The 17,565-nt window shown below is 63.4% G+C and carries 10 protein-coding genes; 6 read left to right on the top strand and 4 right to left on the bottom strand.

Annotated features, from left to right (window positions below):
* The first annotated feature begins 242 nt into the window (after nucleotides 1-242).
* Nucleotides 243-8,576, top strand: a complete 8,334-nt coding sequence (locus WKV53_RS19045) for a beta strand repeat-containing protein (RefSeq protein WP_341406376.1) — start codon at nucleotides 243-245, stop codon at nucleotides 8,574-8,576.
* A gap of 214 nt (nucleotides 8,577-8,790) precedes the next feature.
* Nucleotides 8,791-8,952, top strand: coding sequence for a hypothetical protein (locus tag WKV53_RS19050; RefSeq protein ID WP_341406377.1), 162 nt, complete (start codon nucleotides 8,791-8,793; stop codon nucleotides 8,950-8,952).
* A 51-nt stretch (nucleotides 8,953-9,003) separates the two neighbouring features.
* On the opposite strand, the gene WKV53_RS19055 is transcribed toward WKV53_RS19050, so the two are convergent.
* From WKV53_RS19055 to WKV53_RS19070, 4 genes are all read right to left on the bottom strand, one after another.
* Nucleotides 9,004-9,987: a hypothetical protein gene (locus WKV53_RS19055; RefSeq protein ID WP_341406378.1), complete on the bottom strand. Its 984-nt coding sequence runs from the start codon at nucleotides 9,985-9,987 to the stop codon at nucleotides 9,004-9,006.
* A gap of 99 nt (nucleotides 9,988-10,086) precedes the next feature.
* Complete coding sequence (locus tag WKV53_RS19060; protein ID WP_341406379.1) at nucleotides 10,087-11,583, bottom strand: hypothetical protein; 1,497 nt, start codon at nucleotides 11,581-11,583, stop codon at nucleotides 10,087-10,089.
* A gap of 235 nt (nucleotides 11,584-11,818) precedes the next feature.
* Nucleotides 11,819-12,916 carry a PfkB family carbohydrate kinase gene (locus WKV53_RS19065; RefSeq protein WP_341406380.1) on the bottom strand — a complete coding sequence of 366 codons (1,098 nt, stop codon included), beginning with the start codon at nucleotides 12,914-12,916 and terminating at the stop codon, nucleotides 11,819-11,821.
* 82 nt (nucleotides 12,917-12,998) lie between these two features.
* Entirely contained in the window at nucleotides 12,999-13,976 is a 978-nt protein-coding gene (locus WKV53_RS19070) for a phosphoglycerate dehydrogenase (RefSeq protein WP_341406381.1), read from the bottom strand.
* A 198-nt stretch (nucleotides 13,977-14,174) separates the two neighbouring features.
* Here WKV53_RS19070 and WKV53_RS19075 point away from each other — a divergent pair, with 198 nt between their 5' ends.
* Genes WKV53_RS19075 through WKV53_RS19090 form a run of 4 tightly spaced genes read left to right on the top strand, consistent with a single transcriptional unit; the run spans nucleotide 14,175 to nucleotide 17,562 of the window.
* Nucleotides 14,175-15,179: a hypothetical protein gene (locus WKV53_RS19075; RefSeq protein WP_341406382.1), complete on the top strand. Its 1,005-nt coding sequence runs from the start codon at nucleotides 14,175-14,177 to the stop codon at nucleotides 15,177-15,179.
* Nucleotides 15,179-15,517: a hypothetical protein gene (locus tag WKV53_RS19080; RefSeq protein ID WP_341406383.1), complete on the top strand. Its 339-nt coding sequence runs from the start codon at nucleotides 15,179-15,181 to the stop codon at nucleotides 15,515-15,517. The genes WKV53_RS19075 and WKV53_RS19080 overlap by 1 nt, the downstream gene beginning before the upstream one ends.
* A gap of 39 nt (nucleotides 15,518-15,556) precedes the next feature.
* Nucleotides 15,557-16,591, top strand: coding sequence for a hypothetical protein (locus WKV53_RS19085; protein WP_341406384.1), 1,035 nt, complete (start codon nucleotides 15,557-15,559; stop codon nucleotides 16,589-16,591).
* Nucleotides 16,592-16,596: 5 nt separating this feature from the next.
* Nucleotides 16,597-17,562 (top strand): coiled-coil domain-containing protein, encoded by a 966-nt coding sequence (locus WKV53_RS19090; RefSeq protein WP_341406385.1) that lies wholly within the window; start codon nucleotides 16,597-16,599, stop codon nucleotides 17,560-17,562.
* Nucleotides 17,563-17,565: the final 3 nt, after the last annotated feature.

Consider the following 17,565-nt stretch of genomic DNA (forward strand, 5'->3'; position numbering starts at 1 on the left):
GCAACAATCGGGTGCGGGGCATGCCACGGACGGCGCAAACATGCAAGACCCGCTCGGCGAGGGGGGAATTGACGGGGGATGGACGAAATAGTCCGGGATGATGAAAACTGTAAAAAATGTCAAATACTGCCATTAAAAGTATTTACTTTGACCAGATTGGGCCGGTTCTGATACGCGTATTTGTCCTACATCTCAGAAATGTAGGACGGAAACCCTCGCAAAAATCCTCGAACCCAAGACCCATGACCTCCAGAGCCTCCCTTCAGGCGCTGGCGTTGCTTTGCACCGCTGCGCCCGCCTCCTTCGCCGCGAATCTTTACTGGGACAATGTCGGCGGCACCGCCAACGACTGGTCCGGAGTTTCCAACTGGTCGACTGTCGTCGGCGGTGGAACCGATCCCGCGGCCGTGCCCGGTGCGAGTGACCTGGCGATTTTCAGCGCCTCGACCGTGGCCGCCGCGCAGACGGTGAATTTGAATGCCGACCGCCCTGTGCTCGGCTTGAGCTTCACCTCCGGCCAAGCGCATTCGCTGCTGGGCGGTGGCACGAACCGGACGCTGACGACCGGCGCCAGCGGCATCGATAAGACCGGAGCGGGCGCGATGACGATCGGCTCCGCGACGGCTGGCCAGCAGGTGGCAATCACGATCAGCGGCGCGCAGACCTGGTCGAACAGCAACAACACCGGCGCGATCGTGGTGCAGAACAACATCACGCCGTTGAGCGCGGCGGCAGGCACTGTCTTGACGCTCGGAGGGACGAGCACGGCTGCGAACCAGATCAACGGGGTGATCGCCAACAACACGGCGACCGGCGTGACCAGCATCGTGAAAAGCGGTGCGGGCCAGTGGGGACTGGGTAATACGACCACCGCGGTGGCGAACACCTTCACCGGCGGCGTCACGATCAACGCGGGCACGCTGCGCATCGAGCGGCCCACCGCAGCGGCGACGCTGACCACGCTCGGCACCGGTGCAGTGACGGTGAACAGCGGAGCGACGCTTCATTTCTTCACCGGCAGCTCGGCGAACAATCTCACCCATGCAAATGCGATCACGCTCAACAGCGGCACGATCTTCTTCGAGGATGGCAATACCGTGCTGTCCGGCACGGTGGGTCTAACCGGGAACAACACGATCCGCGGCCGTTGGGATGACAAGGACCTGACGATGTCCGGCATCGTTTCCGGCAACGGCGGCATCACCAAGATCAACACCACCGCCACAGGTGCGGTGGAATTGATCCTGTCCGGAGCGAACACCTTCTCCAGTGCCTCGACCGGTGGCGTGCTCACGGTGAACGGCGGCTATGTCCGTCTCGCCAATGCCAACGCGCTCGGCAACACGCCGACGATCTTCGCGAACAACACGCAGGCGGCCTCGACGGTCGGCGTGAGGCTTGCCGGTGGCATCACGATCGGCTCCGGCCGCACCCTGATCCTGCGCAATGGCACCAACGTGGCCAACGACCAGCGCGCCGCGCTCGACAACATCACCGGCAACAACACGTGGGCCGGCTCGATCGTGGTGGAAAGCCCGGTGGCCGGCGTGCGCAACCAGACGCTCACTTCCTCCGCGGGCACGCTCACGATCACCGGCAATGTCTACAACAGCAACGTGCTGCCCTCCGCGGGGATCTTCCTGCGCGGTGCGGGCACCGGCGTGATGAACGGCAACTTCTACCTCGGAAGCGCCCAGATCGCGAAGACCGACGGCGGCACGTGGACGATCAACTCCACCGGCAACAACCAGGGCTCGACGACCGTCGCGGTCGGCAACGTGGTGCTGAACAACACCAACGCGCTGGAGCCTAACAAGCCACTGGTGCTCGGCCAGGGCGATGCTCAGAACGGCACACTGACGATCAATGCCGGCTTCACGCAGCACTTCTCGACCATCGATACCGCCACCGGCACCAATGGCGCGCATGTCATCACCGGTGCGGGCTCGCTGGATACCGGTTCTTCGCCGGTGACGGTGACCGTGGTCGATGGCACCGCAGCGGATGACCTGACGATCGCTTCCGGTGTGATTGGCACGGGTGGCATCAGCAAGGTGGGCCCGGGTGCGCTGGCGCTGAATGGCAACACCGTGAATGCGCCGTTTGCAGTGAGCGCGGGTGCGATCGGTGGCAATGGCACCTTCGCCAGCAATCTTTCCGTGAACTCCGGTGGCACGCTTCGTCCCGGCACCGCGACCAGCGCGGGCACGATCAATGCCAGCACGCTTACCCTGAACAGCGGCGCGCTCGCCGTGAACCTCGGCACGGGCGGCAATGACTTGATCAACGTGACCAGCCCCGGCGGCCTGAGCAAGAGCGGCACGACCACGATCAACATCACGCCGCTCGGCACGATCAACACGGCCTCGACGTTCTATCCGATCATTTCCTACACCGGTGCCTCGCCGGGCACCTCTGGTCTCGCGCTCGGTGCCTTGCCCTCGCGTGTTGCAGGCAGCCTGACGGACAATGGTTCGGCGATCGGCCTCACCGCGACCAATGATCAGGTCCGCTGGGTGGGCAATCTTTCCAATACCTGGGACGTCAACACGACGCAGAACTGGCAAACGGTGACAGGTGCCGCCGCGACGAATTACCTGCAGGGCGACTCGCTGCTCTTCACGGATGCGAGCTCCAACACCTCGATCTCGCTCGGCGTGGCAGTGACTCCGGCGCAGGTGGATTTCCAGAACACGTCCGGCGGTCCGGCCTACACGCTGTCCGGTGCCGGCTCACTGAGCGGCGGCATGAACTTCATCAAGAGCGGCACCGGATTGGTCACGCTCAATGGCACGGCGGCTCATTCGTATAGCGGCACCACCACGATCGGTGCGGGCACGCTGGCGGTGAGCGGAGCTACCAGCAGCCTCACCGGCACCAGCGGCGTGGATGTCGCGTCCGGTGCGACGCTGCGCTTGTTCTCGGCGAATGCGGACTTCGGCTTTACGCGTCCACTCAGTGGCGCGGGCATCGTGGAGATCGATGCGAATACCAGTGGCACCGCCGGTGCTCGCAATGTCACGCTCACGGGCACCAGCCCGGGCTTCAGCGGCACGCTGCGGCTGAATCCATCCGGGAACCTCGCGGCCAATGGCAGCTTCCGCTTGAACAGCGTGACGCAGGGAGCCCTGGGCACTGCTTATGTGGAAGTGAACCCGCGCGGCCAGCTGTGGGTCAGCGGCACGGTGGGGAACAATGCCACCATCAGCGGCTACGGTTATCAGGAAGCTGGCGGCGGCACGGCAACCGCCGTGGCGACCGGAGCCGATGGCAGCTCGCCGACTCTTCCGAGCGGCACCTATGCCGGCAATAGCGGCGTCGGTGCGATCCGTCTCGATAACGCGACGATGACGGGCAATATCCTGCTCTCGGGCGATTCGAAGATCTCGGCGCTCAACAACACCGGCACGCTGGCGGGAAATCTGAGCAATGTTTCCTCGAGCGATGATCTGGTCGTCGGCGGTGGCAACAACGGCACCACCATCCAGCTCACCGGCAACAACTCCGCTCTCGAGCGCATCTGGGTGAATGGTGGCGGCACCACCGGCACCAACACGCTCGTGGTGGGCAACAACACGACCACCGGCACGCTCGGCACCGGCGATGTGGTTCTGTTCCAGGATGCATCGGCTGCGGGCCTGCGCGTGCAGCGCAGCGATGGCTACTCGATGCCTGCGGGCGTGAACGTCATCGCCGCACGCGATGCCACCGCGACCAACCTGACCAAGTCCTTCCTGCATGCGAACAGCACCGGCACCGGACTCACCATCGGCGGCCTCGGCTCGAACATCATCGACCTTTCGGATGGCACCAATGGTGGCACCGTGAGCGTCGGCACGAATCTAACGGGTGCCATCCTCAACATCAATTCCGGCACCACGATGGAAACCCGCAGCTTCTGGGTGGGTGAGGCGGCGAACAACTCCGCCACGGTCAACCAGAACTCCGGCTCGGTGGCGCTCAACGGCGTCAACACCGATACCAACAACAACCTGCGGCTCGGCCACTGGGGCACGGAGACGTCCACCTACAACATGGCGGGCGGCACCCTGACCTTCGGTTCTCCCGCGCCTGCGACCACGCCTTCGGCCACGGGGGAACTCGCCGGCGGCATTTACGTCGGCGTCGATGGAACCGGCGTCTTCAATCAATCCGGCGGCACGGTTTCCACGAACTTCGTGGTGCTGGACAACCGCGGTGACACCGCCGCCGGCACCAACATGCCGACCGGCATCGACCAGTTCAACATCACCGGTGGCGCGCTCGAACTGAAGTCTGCCTACGGCCTCATCGCCCGCAATGGCACCACCGCGATCAGCTTCGGCGGCGGCACCGTCCGCAACACTGCGGGCGATGGCACGGACGTGGCGATTAACGGCATCGTCGGCACCTCGGGCAACACCACGCTCGATACCGTCAATGCCACCCGCAAGATCAGCCTGATGAACAACATCACCGGCACCGGCACGCTCACCGGCACCGGCGGCGGCACGATCAACCTGAACCCGGACAGCAATGCGACCCGCACCGGCACCTCGACCGGCACCGGCACGCAATCGATCACCGCAAACCTGGCGGGCTCGAACCCGGTGGCCAAGCAGGGCATCGGCACCACCACCCTTGCGGGAACGAACACGCTCACCGGTGCGACGGCGGTGAACTTCGGTCGCCTCAATCTCACGGGCACGATTGCGAGTTCCGCGCTGACCGTGGACAATGGCGCCTTGCTCGGTGGCGAAGGCACCGCGGCCTCGGTCACCTTCGGTGCGACCGCCGGGGATAGCACCGATGTCTTCATCGACGGCCTTACTTCCGGTGCGCTCACGTCCACCGGCGCGTTGACGGTGAATGGCACGCTCTACGTCAATCTGAACGGCACGCCTGCCAACTCCGGCACCATCACGGTGCTCAATCACGGCGGCACTACGGCGACCGCGTCGAACTTCCTCCTGATGGACGCCGCGGACTATCGCTCGAGCACCTTCAACGTGACGGCGAACAAGGTCACGCTGGACTACTCGAAGAAGGATCTGGTCTGGGATGGCAGCACCGACACCTGGGAAATCGGCGGGGCTGACAACGACTGGAACAATGCTTCTAACGACAACTTCTTCACCGGTGACAAGGTGACCTTCGGGGACAGCTTCATCTCGGGGAACCAGACGCTGTTCATGGCCGGCGCGCTGAAGCCGAGCTCGGTGGTCTTCTCCGCGAACACCTTCGACTACGACCTGTCGGGAACGCCGGGCAATGGCATCGGTGGCACGGCTTCGGTCAGCAAGACGGGCGATGGCAACTTGACTCTGGGCGGTGACAATACCTTCACTGGCGGGCTGACGATCTCCAATGGCACGGTGAACCTTTCCTCCGCGACGGCCCTCGGCGCGACCGGTGGACAGATCACGGTGACCGCCGGTGGCCAGCTGAACATGAAGGGCTTCAGCCCGGCTTCCAGCGGCCGCAATTACTCGCTAACGATCGCGGGCGACGGCTCCGATGGCTTTGGCAATGGAGCGATCACGAACGACATCGCCTCCGTTGCCGTCAATTCGGGCCTGCAGAACCTGACGCTGAGTGGCAATGCGACCGTCGGCGTCTACAGCGGCACGCTGCCGAATGGCAACCGCCTCGACTTCGGCGTGGGTGGTGCGATCAACGGCAACGGCTTCATCCTGACCAAGACGGGTGACGCCATGGTCGGCCTGCGCGGTCCATCGACGAACATTTCCTACATCGTCGCCCAGGGCACGCTGCGTGCGGAAGACAACGACCTCGCGTTCGGCAATGCGGTGCAGGTGAATACCGGAGCCACGCTCGACAGCTGGACCAACCGCACCTTTGCCACGCCGGTCACCTTCAAGACCGGTTCCACGTTGCTCTCCTCGAGTGGCACGGCGAACTGGACCGGATCGCTGGTGGTGGAAGGCGACCTCACCCTCGGTGGCGCGGGCAACGTCAACCTCACCCAGCCGCTGATCGACGTCGGCACCGGAGTGCTCACCAAGAGCGGTGCCGGCACGGTCATCCTCTCGTCGGGCAACTTCTTCAACCGCAAGGTCAACGTCACCGGCGGCGTCCTGCGGATCCCGACCGATGATGGGCTCGGTGTGGCTCCCGGTTCTCCGGTGGCCGACTCGCTCACCTTGCAGGGCGGCGGCAAGATCCAGGCTGGCAATGCCACCACCGGTGTGGACATGACGCTGAACACCAACCGCGGGATCACCCTGCCTTCCGGCGATGGTGGCTTCCAGGTGTGGACGGGTTTCACACTGAACTACGCGGGCGCGGTCACCGGTGTGGGTAACTTCGCCAAGGCCGATGGCGGCACGCTGAACTACACGGGCACCGCTTCCCACACCGGCGCCACCAATTTCAGCGCGGGCATCACCAACCTCAACGGCGCGTCGATCCCGTCCACCAGCGGCTTCAATGTGACCGGCGGCACCACGAACCTGAACGCGGGCTCGGTGGTGACGACGGCTGGCATTACCAGCCTCGGCACCGGCACGCTGAACATCGCGGGCGGTTCGCTGACCACGAGCAAGTTCATCGTGGATGACGGAGCGAATACCTCGACCACCGTCAATCACACGGCTGGCTCGGTGACCATCACCGGCAACGTAAATACCAATGACAACCAGGCGTCGTTCCTCTTCGGCCACTGGGGCGGGGGCAACCTCGGCACGTATAACCTGAGCGGCGGCACGCTGACCTCGCTCGCTGCGGAGATGAGCTTCGGCTGGGATTCCACCGCATCGGTCTTCAACCAGACCGGCGGCACCGCGAACCTGCTGGGCGTCGACTTCGGCAACGGCCGCAACAACAACGCGGTCTACACGCTGAACGGCGGCCGACTGAACCTGGGTGCCAATGGCATGACCACGAATGGCAACAAGTCGTTCAACTTCGGCAGCGGCACGCTTGGAGCCTTCGCCGATTGGACGTCCGGCCAGGCGCTCTCGATGAGTGGCACGGTCACGCCATCGACGATCAACACGCTCGATTCGGTGGACGGCACCACCGCGCGCAACGTCACCCTCAGCGGCTTGCTTTCCGGCAACGGCGGACTGGTGAAGAGCGGCGCGGGTGTCCTGACACTCAACCGCACCGGGGCGGCTTCCAATACCTTCTCTGGCGGTCTTACCGTCAATGCGGGCACGGTGAAGCTCTTCGGCAACAACGACGGCGCCAGCGTCGCGGGCTCCGGCACGGTGACCATCAATGCCGGTGCCACGGTGGAGGCGAACAGCGCCAACACCCTCGGCCTCGGCACGGGCGCAGCGCTCGCACCGGTGGTGATCAATGGCGGCTCCTTCCTGGCCGACCAATACAGCCACATGAACTCCATCACGATGACGGCCGGCACGGTCGGGGTGCGCACGGGAGTCACTCAGGTGGATGGCCTGGACATGCGCGTTCGCAACACCGTCAACCCGGCGGTGACGAGCCTGGCCAGTGCCTCGCTTGCATCGATCAGCTCGAAGATGACGCTCACCAACAACCTCACCGTGACGGTGGCGGATGGTGCGGCGGCGACCGACTTGCAGGTCAGCGGCGTGATCGTCGGCGGAGGCACCTTGACCAAGGCGGGCACGGGCACGCTGGAACTTACCGGCGTGAATACCTACACCGGCGCCACCAGCGTGAACGCCGGCCTCCTGAAGGTGAATACCGGCTCGCTCGGCAATACCGCCGTGACCGTGGCTACCACCGGCACGCTCGGTGGCACGGGCTCGATCGCTGGTGCGACCACCGTCCAGAGCGGTGGCACGCTGGCTCCGGGCAATAGCGCGGGCACGCTGAACTTCGGCTCGACGGTGAACCTCCAGACCGGATCCACCTATGCGGTGGAGATCACCGGCGCTGTCACCTCTGACAAGGTGGTGGCCACCGGAATCCTCACCGCCAATGGCACCATCGCCGTGACGCTGAATGGCTACACCCCGACGGGTGGCGAAACGTTCGACATCGCCGATGCTGCCAGCATCACCGGCACGCCGACCTTCGACTTCAGCGGTGCGGTGCTTGGCGGCGGCCTGACGTGGGATACCACGGCATTCGCCACCACCGGCGTGATCAAGGTGTCCGGCGGCAGCGATCCTTACACCGCCTGGGCTGCGCTCTACGGTGCGACCGGTGGCAAGGCCGGCGACGATGACAACGACGGCGAGAACAACCTGCTGGAGTTCGCCACCAACTCGAACCCGGTCAGCGGCACCTCCCGCTCCCGCGCCTACGGCAGGATGCACGTCCTCGGTGCCGAGAATGTGCTGACCTACACCGTCGCGGTTCGCAAGAGCGCGGTCTTCGCCTCCGGTTCACCGGATGCAAGCAAGCGCGAGGCGACCAAGGATGGCGTGAAGTATTCGATCGAGGCGTCCAACGAGGTGGGCATCTGGAACGTGGTCGTGGTCACCGAGCTCGCTCCGGTGGATGCGGCTGCGGTGCAGGCTGCCTTCAGCCCGGCGCTGCCGACGCTGGATGCAGATTGGGAATGGCACACCTTCCGCACGGATGGTGGCGCCCCGGCCGATCCGCGCGACTTCGTCCGCTTGAACGCGACCCAGGCACCGTGACCTGACCGGGTCTAACAAGACCTTGTTTCACTCCCTGCATCCGGCGACGGGTGCGGGGAGTTTTTTTTGTTGGGATAGGAAGGCGGGCGGTTTTCACGGGGAATGAGGGGATGGATGGACCGCCTTGACCGTCCACCGTGCAAAGGATAGTCACTTGACCGCCGTGTCCCCGTCGCCGTTGCCTCATGATCCCAAGAAGCGGCGGAAATTCTCAATGCCCCTCCCCATCGTGCTTGTGGCATTGGCCGCCATCGTTGGCGTGGCCATCCTGGCCGCGACTGGTGGTGTCGTTGTTGGTAAGATCTATCGCGTTTTCAATCCCCCGACGAAGCCGGACTACTACGAACCCGGGAGCAGGCAGGCGCCACAGCGGTGAATCATCGGCCAAACGGTGCCGCTGGCTTGGGCACGACGATTCGCTGAGCCTTTACGGGAACTTCTTCCAAGCCGGCTCCGAAACGAAGCGGAAGTAGCAGCTTCTGCCGCTGGCCAGCGGGATCACGTCGGTGAATTTAGCCTGCGTCTGGCCATCCGCAGTGGTGATCGTGGTGCGGGTCGAGCTGACGTCGCGCCAAGTGATCAGGTCGTTGCTCGCTTGGGCTCCGACGAGCATCCGGTCATCCACATACTTGTTGATCTGGACCCGGACGTAGGGGATGCCGCCGGTCGAGGAGAAGAATGGAGTCGGTGCAACGTCTGCCTTGTCAGGGGCGGTGCCATTCCAGAGCTCGAAGAAGTTCGCCATGCCATCGCGGTCGGGATCGGCATCGAAGCCGACGACCGCGGGATCGGTCTGGCCCTCGAAGGGTTTCCCCGGACCGGTGAGCAGGAGGCTGACGGCAGCGCCATTATCCGCCGGAGGGGGATCGTAGGTGATGACCAGTTGGGCGTCTGCGAAGGTTACTTCCTTCTTGGTGGCCAGGCGGGTGGAGATCGCCAGGCCGAACTTTTCCGTCAGCTGCGTCGAAGCATTGGAAAGGTTCCGGCTGAAGAGGGTGCCATCATGGACGGCCTCGGCCGTGAAGGTGGAGCGTGCGAGGGGGATGTCCTTGGCGGTTTCGCCGACGTTGCCCGTGTAGTACCAGAGGTAGGTATAGCCGGTGTCGGTGGGGAGGAAGCCGTTCTGAGCGGCTCGGAATTCCATGCTGTGCATCCCGAGCACGACGCCAGGGGGAATCTGGAATTCCATGCGTGCCTCCGACTCAATGGCTGCGTCGGCGGTGCCCATGTAGCCATTGCTGTAGAGCCGTGGCTGCTTGTCCTGATAGACGCCGCCGGAGAGATTCTTGACCGTGTAGGCGACGCTCGGGCGGATCACGGTGGTCAATGGCTCCGCTCCGGCCTGGGCGAGCAGCCAGGCTGAAATCATGCCGATGCCACGGCAGACGGGAGGGAGGAGGCAGGGCTTCACTGTGGCTACGATGTGATTCCGTAGGTCGGTAGCAAGGGGAAATTGCCCGAACGGGGGAGCTGAGACTCTAACTCCTGGTCTCGCTCCGGGGCAAGCCTGTCAGTAAGGATACGCAGTCCGCTTCACGGTGACCCGGAAGAACCGGCGCTTGGTGGCATTCGGGATCGCTTCGTTGTAGAAGGCGGTGAAGGTCTTCAGCTCATTCGGGAACAAGCCGGTGGCGGACGACTGCGCGAAGAACAGCTGGCTGCCGGTGCCCAGTGGCGTCCACGTGGTCCTGTCGGTGGAGGTCTCGACCCCGTAGGTGAGATTCTGGGTGGCACTGATGAGCCCGGTGCCATTCGCGATGGTGGAGCCGATGGTGGGGATGGTGAACTTGAACTTGTTCTCGGACAGCGGGAAGCCGGCGGCGGGTAAGGCCGGATTCAGGATCTGGATGCCGGCGGTGCTGGAGTTGAAGGCATAGTCGATGAGGTCCTCGCGGCCGTTGCCATCCGAGTCGCGCTCTTCATCCGGGAAGGCGATGAAGGCGGCGGTGGGGCTGTTCTGGTAGAGCAGGTAGGGCTTGTCGTTGGCATCGAAATGGAGCCCGCGCACCTCGGCGATGGCGCTGGTTCCTTTCACGGGATAGCTGACGTCGAAGGGATCGGTGCCCGCGCCCGGCTTCAGGTAGTTGAGCTTCTTGCTGATGCCGTCCGACCAGACGATGCGCTGCTTGTTATCCGGGCCGGGCTTGCAGATGATGCTCGTCGGCAGGCTGAAGCCGATGTTCTGGATGGGGTCGGTCAAGCCCGCTTGCTTGAGACTCCAGAAGCCCTGCTGGGCTTGCTCGGCGAAATAGTAGACGCGGTCGACGCCGCCGAGCCGGTTGCCTGCGATGGCCTCGGCGATGTTGGCGCCGGGCGTTTGATTTCCGTCGCCCGCCGCATTGACGATCAGGTTATTCGCCACGCTGACCCGGAGGAGAGTGGTGGTCGAGCCGGTCTTGAACGAAGCGTAGATCTTGCCAGCCCCGCTTCCCGACGGGAGCATCGCGGTCTGCCGGATGAACTGGCTCAGCGTGGTGAGGTCCACGGCAGTCGCCCGTTTCCAGGTGCCGGAGGCGGAGCGGAAGGCGTATCCGAGCTTTTCCGTGGTGGTATTGGGGTTCCCGACGTAGGCGACGTGGAGGCCGTTCCCCGTGTCCAGCGCGGCGCTCAGTCCGATCGAGGAGATCGGCATGGTGTTGTCGATGATCTCGCTGATCGTGGCCGTTCCCGCGGCGTTGAAGAAGGTCATCCGCAGGACGTTGTTGTGCGGGGCGATGAAATAGATGCCGTTCACGAACGGCACGACCACGCCCTGCTTGTTCATGTTGGAGAGGGCGGTCGCTGCGCCCGTGGTCCAAGTCGGCGGGCCGCCCGAGAGGTAGCGGTAGTTCACCTTGGCCGTCGTGCCGGTCGCCTTCACCAGGACCCGCGGATTCTTGGAGGAATCGGGGTGGAAGTACCAATTGCTCTCAACGCCCGTGGTGGCGCTGGCCAGCTGCGCGGTGCGCCAGGTGGAAATGTCGACCTGCGCCTGCGCCGTGAGGGTGGCGAGGGCCGAAAGGAGCAAGAGTCGGGGGAGACGGGAAATCACGCGGCACGGCCTCTCAGGAAGACCGGCCGCGTGCAAGGCCGCAGGCGGGAATTTTGCTAACTGACACTCAACTTGCCCGGTTGCGGAACGCACTGCGGGCCGCTTCCGTCGTATGGGCGTTTCGCTTCAAACACCTGGCGAGGCACATGCCCGGTGAGGAGTGTGGACGGAACGTCGACACTCCTTATTTCCGGGGCTGTGCTGTTGATGCTTAGCGATCCACGCGGGCCGAGCCGCCGCCGACGAGTTTCTTAACCTCATCGACCGTGGCCATGGTGGTGTCGCCGGGGGTGGTCATGGCGAGTGCGCCGTGGGCGGCACCGTATTCGACCGCCAGCTGGGCGTCATTGAACTCCATGAAGCCGTAGGCGAGGCCGGAGGCGAAGGAGTCGCCGCCGCCGACGCGGTCGTAGATTTCGAGCTTCGGGCGGTGGGTGGCTTCGAAGAACTCGCCGGCGTGCCAGCAGACCGCGCCCCAGTCATTGATGGTGGCGCTGTGGACATCGCGCAGGGTGGTGGCGACCACTTGGAAGTTCGGGAAGTCCTTCACCGCGCGCTCGATCATGTTCTTGAAGTTATCCACCTCGATGCCGGTGATGTGCTCGCTCACGCCTTCGACTTCGAAGCCGAGGGAGGCGGTGAAGTCTTCCTCGTTGCCGATCATCACGTCGACGTACTTGGCGATCTCGCGGTTCACTTCCTGAGCCTTCGCCTGGCCGCCGATCGACTTCCAGAGGGACGGGCGGTAGTTGAGGTCATAGGCGACGATGGTGCCGTATTCCTTGGCCTTCTTGCAGGCCTCGATGGTGAGCTCGGCGGTGGTTTCCGAGAGGGCGGCGAAGATGCCGCCGGTGTGGAACCAGCGTGCGCCGTGCTTGCCGAAGACGTCATCCCAATCGACATCGCCGGGCTTCATCTGGCTGGCGGCGGTGATGCCGCGGTCCGGGGTGCCCTTGGCGCCGCGGATGCCGAAGCCACGCTCGGTGAAGTTCAGGCCGTTGCGGATGGTGCGGCCGATGCCATCGAAGGGCTTCCACTGGACGAAGCGGGTGTCCACGCCGCCCTGCAGGATGAAGTCCTCGATCAGGCGGCCCACGTCATTGTCGGCGAAGGCGGTGACCACGGCGGCGCGCTTGCCGAAGCAGCGGCGCAGGCCACGGGCGACGTTGTATTCGCCGCCGCCTTCCCAAGCGGTGAACTGGCGGGTGGTGCGAACCCGGCCGTCACCGGGATCGAGACGGAGCATGATTTCACCCAGCGAGATGATGTCGAACTGGCAGGAAGCGGCGGTGCGGAGGGTTAGAGACATGAAAGGCGGAAGTTTTCAGTGTTCAGTTTTCAGGAAAAGGCAGGGAGGCGGTTTCTTTGGAAATTGAAATTAAGGAACCGGCTTACTCATCGGAAGGAATCACGCCATTGGCACAGGCGATCGGGCCGTTGCCAGAGAGGAAGTTGAGGAGGTTATCCAGCGACTTCTTCGCCTGGCGCGGCACGCTCTCGAAGGTCCGGGAGCCGATGTGCGCGGTGACGATGACCTTCGGGTGAGAGAGCAGGGGATGATCGGCCGGCGGGGGCTCTTCTTCCATCACATCCGTCCCATAACCGGCAAGGCGGCCGGAATCGAGGGCTTCGAGAATCGCGGCGGAATCGGCGAGCTCGCCGCGGCCGGTATTCACGACGTAGGAGCCCTCCGGCATCAGCGCGAGACGCTCGCGATTGATGAGGTGGTGGGTCGCCGCATTCAACTTGGTGTGCGGGCTGATGATATCCACGGCGGAGAAGAGCGACTCGACCGTGTCATGGCGGATCACGCCGTATTGCTGGGCGATATCGTCCGGCCAGAAATTGCCGAAGCCGTGGATTTCCATGTCGAAGCCGTGGGCGCGGCGGGCCATTTCCTGGCCGATGCGGCCCATGCCGATGAGGCCGATGCGCTTGCGCCAGAGCTCGTGGCCGGTGATGCGCAGCCAGTTTCCCTGGCGGGTGGCGTTGACGGTTTCGACGAGGTTTTTCTGCATCGCGAGCAGCAGGCAGAAGGTGTGCTCGGCGACGGTCGTGTGGTTCACGCCGGGGGTGAAAAGGACGGGAATGCCGAGTTCCTTGGTGGTGGCGACGTCGATCTTGTCGAGGCCGATGCCGTATTTCGAGATCACGCGGAGGCGCGGCAGGCTTTTCTCAATGACGGCGCGGGTGATGGCGTCGTCGCCGCAGAGGAAGGCGTCGAACTCACCGGCGAGCTCCAGCATCCGGGCCTCGCTCAGCGGGCCGCGTTCGCGGACGATTTCAAAGCCCTGGCTCTCAAGCTGGGCGTGATGGGGGCCGGGAGTGTCCTGAAAGCTGCAAGTGGTGAGTAATACGCGGGTCGGCATGGCGGTCGGGGAGGATTTTTGGGGTGACGAAGCTGTCATACAAGTGGGAATTCAGCCATCGTGGGAAAAGGGTTTCTGCATCGACGGTGTAATTACGTGAATTTTACATGAAGAAGGCAGTCAAACGTCGACATCACTTATGGCACATGAAAGAATCCGCCTTGTAAATCGTTCGTAACACCGTTCCAACTTCCCGCAATGAAGGCGTTAACTCCTCCTCGCCTGTTAGCTGCGACCGCAGCGACATGTTTACTTCTCCCGTCCTGCGAAAGGAATACGGAGGCGAAGAATGATCCCCAGTGGTGGCGGCTCGAGGCCGAGCGCTCCGACCTGGCGAGCCAAGTCGAAGTCTGCGAACTGAAGCTCTCCAAGGTGAAGGGCGGGGACCAGGGCCTCGCCGGCTTGCAGGCGGACGTGGCGCGCAGTGTCGCCAAGCGTCGCGAGCTGGCGGCGCAGCGTGATGCCCTCCGGGATGAGATCTCGATCGCCCGGGCGGACATGGATGCGACCAAGCTCGAATGGATGCGCACGGCCCGCGCGGCAGCCACCGGACGCGAGTTTGCAAAATTCACCGGAGCCCGTGGACGGACCTATGAAAACGCCGTCATCACCAAGGTGACCGACGTGGGCGTCGAGTTCCGCCATGCCACCGGCACCGCACGGCTTGCCGCGAACGATCTGACTCCGGCCCAGCACGATATGTTCGGCTTGGACTCCGAGATCGCCGGAGCGGCGATCCGCGAGGAGCAGCAGGCGGCGCTGGCCTATCACTCGTATGTCGACGAACGCGTCGCCGCCAATGCGGAGACCGAGCGGGCAAATGAAGAGGAACGCGTGGCGATGGCGCAGGAAGCGGAGCCCGCTCCCGTGGTCGCCGCCACCCCGCGGATGTCGTCTTTTTCCCCTACCTCCTTGCAGTCGTCCTCGCGTCTGGGCGACCGGACCAATCGCTACAGCGGCAGCGATACCACCATCTGGTATTCCGGCTACAGCCGTCCCTCCTATCGCTACTACAGCGGTGGCTCGGCGGTCCGCTCGACCCCTTCGGTCGGTGTGCTCTATGATCCCTACTCCGTGGATGGCAGGCCGCCGCGCGTGAATGCGCCGACCTACAACTACACGCCCCGGGTCTCGACCCCCAGCACCGGCACGAGCTCGTCCTCGGGCAATGTCATGCGTTCTCCTTCTTCATTTACTCCCTGATGAAATCCGAAATCACCCTGGGCCTCCGTTGTGCGGCTGCCCTCGTCTTATGTGTCGCCCTGAACTCCTGCGGCGACGACCCGGAACTGGTTCGCAAGCGCGAAGAACAGAAAGCTGAAATCAGCAAGCTCCAAGGACAGCTCTCTGTCCTCAAGGAACGACTGGACCAGATCCCCGAAGGGGACAAAACCGCCAAGATCGAAGAGCTGAAGCAACAGGCCGACGACAACCGCGCCAAGATTGCCTCGCTGGAGAACGAGGTGGAGGCACTTGGCAAGGAAAAGGCCCAGGTCGAGAAGGACCACGAGAAATACAAGCACAAGTACATCGCCAAGTAGTCGGGACTTCATCGTTTTTTCCAACCTCCTCATTTTTCCATGGGCTTTTCAGACCTCCTCACCAGCAGCCGCGGTCCCGGCGTCATCGGTACCCTGCTGGCTCTCCTCGTCCTCGTCGGCTTCGGCACCCTCTATCTCTTCGCCTTTGATAAGGAATTAGGGGGCGGCAAGAAGACGATCGCCGCCGTGATCCGCGATCAGGGCATGGAGATCGACAGTCTCCACATCGAGATCCAAAACAAGGAGCAGCAGATCGCTGACCGGGAACTCGCCAAGACCAAGGCCAAGGAAGCGTCCGAGCTGAGCAGCCGGAATGATGTCCTGGTCAAGCAGATCGCGGAACTCACCGCGTCGCAGGCCGCGGCCGACGAAGCTGTAAAGCAAGCCCAAGCGAATTGGGAGAAGTACAAGGATGAGTATCGCAAGTCCGAATGGGCTGCCGCCGTCGGGGAAAAGCTGCCCGATTTCACGACTCCGGCCGGCGTGGTCTTCACGAAGGTCGAGATCAAGTCGGTGAGTCACACGGGGGTGAAGATTTCCCACTCCAATGGCGTCGGCGAGATCGAGCCGAAGGACTTGCCGCCGGAACTTTTCGACCGCTTCCAGTTCGACATGGCCGCGAACCAAGCGATCAAGGCGGCGGAAATTGCCGCCCGGGATACCCACATCACGAACGTGGAGTACACCACTCTCGATGAGAATCGTGCGGCGAAGAACGCGCAGGCTGCCGATCTGGAGCAGCAGAATTTCTTCCTGGCGGCCGAGGTCAAGAAGGCGACGGATGGGATACTCCTCAACCAGCAGGCAATCGCCAACCAGAAGGCCGCCATCCAAGGCGAGAAGATCAAGAACATCAGCCACGCTCCGGAGATGGCGGCGAGACTGAAGGCGATGGAGGTTGCGGCTGAGAAAAACAAGAACTCCATTCCGGAGAACAAGAAGAAGATCAGCGACAACGAGAAGAAGATCAAGGACCTCAAGAAAGAGGTTAAGGACATCAACGAGAAGATGAAGAAGATCGAGGCTGACTACAAAGCCAAGAACGAAGGTCAGACTTCAGCTCCTCAGAAGTAATTTCAATGCTCACGGAATCCAGTGACCAGTCCGGGACGGTAGGCTTCCTGGTCGGTATCATCGTGCTGGTGTTTGCCGGCATCTGCTTCTCCATGATGGTGGACAAGCGCTTCAAGTTCGCCACTGGCAAGGCCGATCTGGAAGCGGCGATCTTGGATGAGGGGCACCAGTTGGAGGACTTGCGCCGGCAGGAGAAGACCGCCCGCGATGAGCTGGAGCAGAGGGGCCGGCTGAAGGACCAGCCCGCCGAGCTCGAGAAGGCGAAGCAAGCGGCATCCTCAACTACCGAGCAGCTCAAGGAACTGCGCGCGCAGCAGGCGTCCCTGGCCGAGGCGGTCAAGGCGGAGAAGTCGGAGTTTGCGGCGTACCGCACCACTTACCGCAAGCAACTCCGGCAGGCGGCTGCCGGGGAGAAGCTGCCGGAACTCCAGGTGATGAGCGGGAAGGTCTATCGTGATGTCACCATCCGCCGCGTGACCGCGACCGGGATGGAAGTATCCCATGCGCAGGGGAGCTCGAGTATCGCTGCGGATGACCTGGCGGATTCCTGGCGCGAGCGCTTCCAGTGGAATGCCGAGGAAATCGCGGCGGCCCTTGAGGAGGAAAAAGCGAACGAGCCGAAGCCTGACGCACGCCCGGTGCCGGTGAAGCAGCAGAAGCCGGAGAAGGGATTTTCACCGGCAAAGCAAGCGCAGCAGGACGCGGAGAAGAAATTCGCCTCGCTCCGGCGCGACATGGCGGAAGCCAAGCGCCGGCTGGATCGCGCTGAAACGGAAGTTTCCCGTGCCCGCAATGAGGCGCTGACCAACAAGGGGAAGACGGTTCCGGGGAGCCTTGAAACGTGGCCCGAGCGGATTACCCGGCTGGAAGCTGCCAGTGAAGCCTTCCGGGCCCAGTATGTGGATGCCCGCGGCAAGCTGACGGCGGCGTCTCCCGACGACGCCGCGCTGCGCGACAATGCCCCCGAATAAGCG

The organism is Luteolibacter sp. Y139 (assembly GCF_038066715.1).
GTDB lineage: Bacteria > Verrucomicrobiota > Verrucomicrobiia > Verrucomicrobiales > Akkermansiaceae > Haloferula > Haloferula soli.